At 65.4% G+C, this 4,901-nt stretch carries 5 protein-coding genes; 3 read left to right on the top strand and 2 right to left on the bottom strand.

All coding sequences use genetic code 11. The annotated features are described in order from the left end of the window. Nucleotides 1-175: 175 nt before the first annotated feature. Genes EOA28_RS24860 through pcaF form a run of 3 tightly spaced genes read left to right on the top strand, consistent with a single transcriptional unit; the run spans nucleotide 176 to nucleotide 3,039 of the window. Nucleotides 176-1,033 carry a CoA-transferase gene (locus EOA28_RS24860; protein ID WP_127251428.1) on the top strand — a complete coding sequence of 286 codons (858 nt, stop codon included), beginning with the start codon at nucleotides 176-178 and terminating at the stop codon, nucleotides 1,031-1,033. Beyond that, on the top strand, nucleotides 1,030-1,833 hold the full coding sequence (locus tag EOA28_RS24855; protein ID WP_127251427.1) for a CoA-transferase subunit beta: 804 nt from the start codon (nucleotides 1,030-1,032) through the stop codon (nucleotides 1,831-1,833). The genes EOA28_RS24860 and EOA28_RS24855 overlap by 4 nt, the downstream gene beginning before the upstream one ends. Next, nucleotides 1,834-3,039, top strand: coding sequence for a 3-oxoadipyl-CoA thiolase (gene pcaF / locus EOA28_RS24850; protein WP_127251426.1), 1,206 nt, complete (start codon nucleotides 1,834-1,836; stop codon nucleotides 3,037-3,039). It begins immediately after the preceding gene. A gap of 13 nt (nucleotides 3,040-3,052) precedes the next feature. On the opposite strand, the gene pobA is transcribed toward pcaF, so the two are convergent. Both pobA and EOA28_RS24840 read right to left on the bottom strand, forming a co-directional pair. Next, nucleotides 3,053-4,225, bottom strand: coding sequence for a 4-hydroxybenzoate 3-monooxygenase (gene pobA, locus EOA28_RS24845; RefSeq protein ID WP_127251425.1), 1,173 nt, complete (start codon nucleotides 4,223-4,225; stop codon nucleotides 3,053-3,055). Continuing rightward, a partial coding sequence (locus EOA28_RS24840; RefSeq protein ID WP_128315390.1) for a 3-carboxy-cis,cis-muconate cycloisomerase occupies nucleotides 4,225-4,901 on the bottom strand: 677 nt, incomplete at its 5' end. The genes EOA28_RS24840 and pobA, both read right to left, overlap by 1 nt.

Here is a 4,901-nt window from a genome sequence, read left to right as displayed (position 1 = left end):
GATTTCCATCACCGCCAAGCCGCGTTCCAGCGAGCCGACATGGTCGCGTGAAATGGATTCCTCTTCCACGAACCTCTCCAGGCCAGCGTTGACTCCAGGCAAACTTTGGAGCTAAAAGTATCTCATTTAAAACACATGTTCGCAATACGAACTTTTTCGATTACGGAGCCTGGAGATGGTCAAGTTCCTGCCGCTGAAAGAGGCGGTCGCGGAAAGCGTGCATGACGGCGACACCGTCGCCTTCGAGGGCTTCACCCATCTGATCCCCACTGCCGCCGCGCATGAGGCGATCCGCCAGGGCTTTCGCGACCTGACGCTGATCCGCATGACGCCCGACCTGATCTATGACCAGTTGATCGGCATGGGCATGGCCAGAAAGATCATCTTCTCCTATGTCGGCAATCCAGGCGTCGGCCTGTTGCGGCGCGCCCGCGATGCCATCGAGAACGGCTTTCCGCGCGCCATCGAAGTCGAGGAGCACAGCCATGCCGGCATGGCCAACGCCTATGAGGCGGGCGCCGCCGGCCTGCCCTGCGCGGTGTTCCGCGGCTATCGCGGCGCCGGCCTCGCTTCGGTCAACCCCAACATCAAATCGGTCACCTGCCCCTTCACCGGCGAGGTGCTGGCCGCCGTCCCGGCAATCCGGCCGGACGTCACCTTCATCCACGCGCAGAAGGCGGACCGGAAAGGCAATGTGCTGGTCGAAGGCATCATCGGCATCCAGAAGGAAGCTGTTCTTGCTGCAAAACGCGCGGTCGTGACGGTCGAGGAAGTGGTCGACGATTTCGACGACCTGCACCCCAACCTCACCGTGCTGCCAAGCTGGACGATCGCGGCGATTTCCGTTGTGCCGGGCGGCTCGCATCCCTCCTATACGCATGGCTACTACGAGCGCGACAACGCAGCCTATCTCGAATGGGACGAGATCGCCGCCGACCGCGACCGCTTCCAGGCATGGATCCGGAAGAACGTCATCGAGAGCAGCGCCGACGACTTTGCCGGCCGCGTCGAGCATCTGAGGAAAGCCGCATGAGCGACGCTGATAATCTGGGCTTCACACCCAACGAGATGATGACGATCGCCGCCAGCCGCGCCCTGAAAAGCGACGATGTCTGCTTCGTCGGCATCGGCGCGCCGTCGGCGGCCTGCAACGTCGCGCGGCTGACCCATGCGCCCGACATCACTCTGATCTATGAGAGCGGCACCATCGGCACCGCGCCCGACGTCTTGCCGCTGTCGATCGGCGACGGCGAATTGTGCGAGACGGCGGTCACCACCGTCGCCGTGCCGGAGATGTTCCGCTACTGGCTGCAGGGCGGCCGTATCTCGATCGGCTTCCTGGGCGCCGCCCAGCTCGACAAGTTCGGCAACATCAACACCACCGTCATCGGCGACTATGCGCATCCCAAGACCCGCCTGCCCGGCGGCGGCGGCGCGCCGGAGATCGCCACCTCATCGAGACAGGTCTACATCACCATGGCGCAGTCGAAGCGCGGCATGGTCGAGAAGATCGATTTCTTCACCTCCTTCGGCCATGGCGAAGGCGGCGACCACCGCAAGCGCCTCGGCATCGACACCGCCGGCCCGACGCTTCTGATCACCGATCTCGCCATCTGGAAGCCGGACCCGGTGACCAAGGAATTCACCGTCGTGTCGCTGCATCCAGGCGTCATCCGCGCACAGGTGCAGGAAACTTGTGGCTGGACGGTCAAGTTCGCGGAGGCCCTTGACGAGACGCCGGCGCCGACGGAACTCGAGCTGAAGACATTGCGCGACCTGCAGGCCCGCACCAAGGCGGCGCATCAAGCGACCGCCAAAGGGAAAGCTGCTTAAATGGCTGAAGCCTTCATCTGCGATTACATCCGCACGCCCATCGGCCGCTTCGGGGGCGCGTTGTCCTCCGTGCGAGCCGACGATCTCGGCGCCATCCCGTTGCGGGCGCTCGTTGAGCGCAACATGGGTCTCGACTGGGCCGCCACCGACGATGTTGTCTATGGCTGCGCCAACCAGGCCGGCGAGGACAACCGCAATGTCGCGCGCATGGCGCTGCTGCTTGCCGGCTTGCCCCAGGACATTCCTGGTTCGACGGTCAATCGCCTCTGCGGTTCGGGCATGGATGCCGTCACCATCGCCGCGCGCGCCATCAAGGCTGGCGAGGCCGAGCTGATGGTCGCCGGCGGCGTCGAGTCGATGAGCCGAGCCCCCTTCGTCATGCCGAAGGCCGATGCAGCTTTCTCACGCAATGCCGAAATCTACGACACCACCATCGGCTGGCGCTTCGTCAACCCGCTGATGAAGAAGCAATATGGCGTCGATTCCATGCCGGAGACCGGCGAGAACGTCGCCGAGGACTTTTCCGTCTCTCGGGCCGACCAGGACGCTTTCGCCGTGCGCAGCCAGGACAAGGCGGTGGCCGCGCAGGCCAGTGGCCGGCTGGCGAAGGAGATCACGCCGGTGACCATCCCGCAAAGGAGAGGCGATGCAATCGTCGTCGCGAAAGACGAACATCCCCGCGCCGGCACGACCATCGAAACGCTGGCCAAATTGCCGACGCCGTTCCGCCAAGGCGGCACGGTCACCGCCGGCAACGCTTCCGGCGTCAATGACGGCGCGGCCGCCCTCATCATCACCTCGGAAGCGGCAGCAAGGAAGCATGGGCTGACCCCGATCGCCCGTATCCTCGGCGGCGCCGTCGCCGGCGTGGCGCCGCGCATCATGGGCATCGGACCGGCGCCGGCCACCAACAAGCTTTGCGCCCGCCTCGGCCTGACGCCCGAACAGTTCGACGTCATCGAATTGAACGAAGCCTTCGCCTCCCAGGGCATTGCCGTGCTCCGCCAACTCGGAATTTCCGAGACGGCGGAGCATGTGAACCCCAATGGCGGCGCCATCGCGCTGGGTCATCCGCTCGGCATGTCCGGCGCACGCATCACCGGCACGGCGGCGCTGGAACTCAGCGAGCGCGGCGGCAAGCTGGCCTTGGCCACCATGTGTATCGGCGTCGGCCAGGGTATCGCGATCGCGCTGGAGCGGGTCTGACCGCTCAGGCAGATCAATAAGGCAACCCGACGTAATTCTCGGCAAGCGCCGTCGATGCCGCTCTGGAATGCACCAGGTAATCGAGCTCGGCTTCCTGGATGCGCTGGCCGAACTCCCCCGTCTCGGGGAAGCGATGCAGGATCGTCGTCATCCACCAGGAAAAGCGCACCGCTTTCCACACGCGCGCCAAAGCCTTGGCCGAATAGGCGTCGAGCCCGGCCTCCGACCTCTCGCGGTAGAATTCACGAAGCCCGGCAAACAGATAGCCCACGTCGCTGGCAGCGAGGTTCAGGCCCTTCGCGCCGGTCGGCGGCACGATATGCGCAGCATCGCCGACCAGGAACAGTTTTCCGAAGCGCATCGGCTCGGCGACGAAGGAACGCAGCGGCGCGATCGACTTCTCGAAGGACGGCCCGGTGGTGACCGCGGCCGCAATCTGCGCCGGCAGGCGGCTGCGCAGCTCATCCCAGAAGCGGTCGTCCGACCAGTCCTCGACGCGCTCACCGGCGGGAACTTGCACATAGTAGCGGCTGCGCTGCGGCGACCGCATCGAGCAGAGCGCGAACCCTCGCTCGTGATTGGCATAGACCAGTTCGCGATCGGCCGGCGGCACCTCGGCCAGCACGCCCAGCCAACCGAACGGATACTGGCGCTCGAACGTCTTCAGCGCGCCGTCCGGCACTGACCTGCGGCTGACACCGTGATAGCCGTCGCACCCGGCAATGAAGTCGCAATCGATGCGATGCGTCGCGCCATCCTTGTCGTAGGTGACGAAGGCCGACGTGCCATCGAAATGATGCAGCGCGACATTCGACGTTTCGAACACGGTCTGGAGCCCCGACGCTTCGCGCTTCTGCATCAGATCGAGCGTCACCTCGGTCTGGCCATAGACGGTGACATGCTTGCCGCCGGTGAGCGCGCTCATGTCGATGCGATGCGCGCGGCCGTCGAAGGCGAGCGAGATGCCTTCATGCGGCAGGCCCTGGGCATGCAGCCTGTCCGCGGCGCCCGCCTCGCCGAGCAGGTCGACCGTGCCCTGTTCGAGCACGCCGGCGCGCACACGTCCGAGCACATGCTCGCGGCTGGATCGCTCGAGGATGATCGTCTCGACACCAACGGTGGCGAGCAACTGGCCGAGCAGCAGGCCGGACGGCCCGGAGCCAACGATGACCACCTGCGTGCGCATCAGTGACCCAGGCTCTCGATCTGCGCGGTCAGCTCGGCTGCGAGCCTGAGCGCGGCGGCGGTCGCCACCACCATTTGCGGCAGGATCAGCCACTCCAGTGTCCAGGCCGCACCCGAGCGCTCCTGCTCATGCACCAGCGCCTGATGCATGCCGGAGAGCTGAACGGCATTGAAGCGCGCCAGCGCCACCAGCGCTTCCGCCTTCACCGGATTCTGCTTGTGCGGCATGGCCGATGAGCCACCCCCGCCGGAAAGCTTGATGTCGGAGCCAACCTCCGCCATCAGCGCGACATCCTGCCCGAATTTGCCGAGGCTGCCGGTAACGAGCGAAAGCCAGGATGCGAACTCGGCGAGCGCGTCGCGCTGGCTGTGCCATTGCGGCGTATCGGCAAGACCGAGCTTCGCGGCAAGCGCGGCGCGAACGGCCGTGGCCTTGTCGCCGAGTTTTTCCAGCGTGCCGGCGGCGCCGCCGAACTGCAGCGCCAGCAGACCGCCGGATATTTCGGCAAGGCGCTGCTGGTGACGCTCGAGCGGCGCCCTCCAGGAAGCAGTCCGATTGGTCACCGTGATCGGGATCGCCGGCTGCATGCGCGTCGTCGCCATGAACTGACGTTCTCCGAACTCGAGCTCGAGGCCGGTGAGGCGCACAACATTCTCGCCAAGCAGCAGGCCGATAT

Origin of the sequence: Mesorhizobium sp. M2A.F.Ca.ET.067.02.1.1 (genome assembly GCF_004023285.1) — a bacterium.
Taxonomy (GTDB): domain Bacteria; phylum Pseudomonadota; class Alphaproteobacteria; order Rhizobiales; family Rhizobiaceae; genus Mesorhizobium.
Note: the sequence above shows the minus strand (reverse complement) of the source record. Positions and strands in the feature narration are given on the sequence as shown.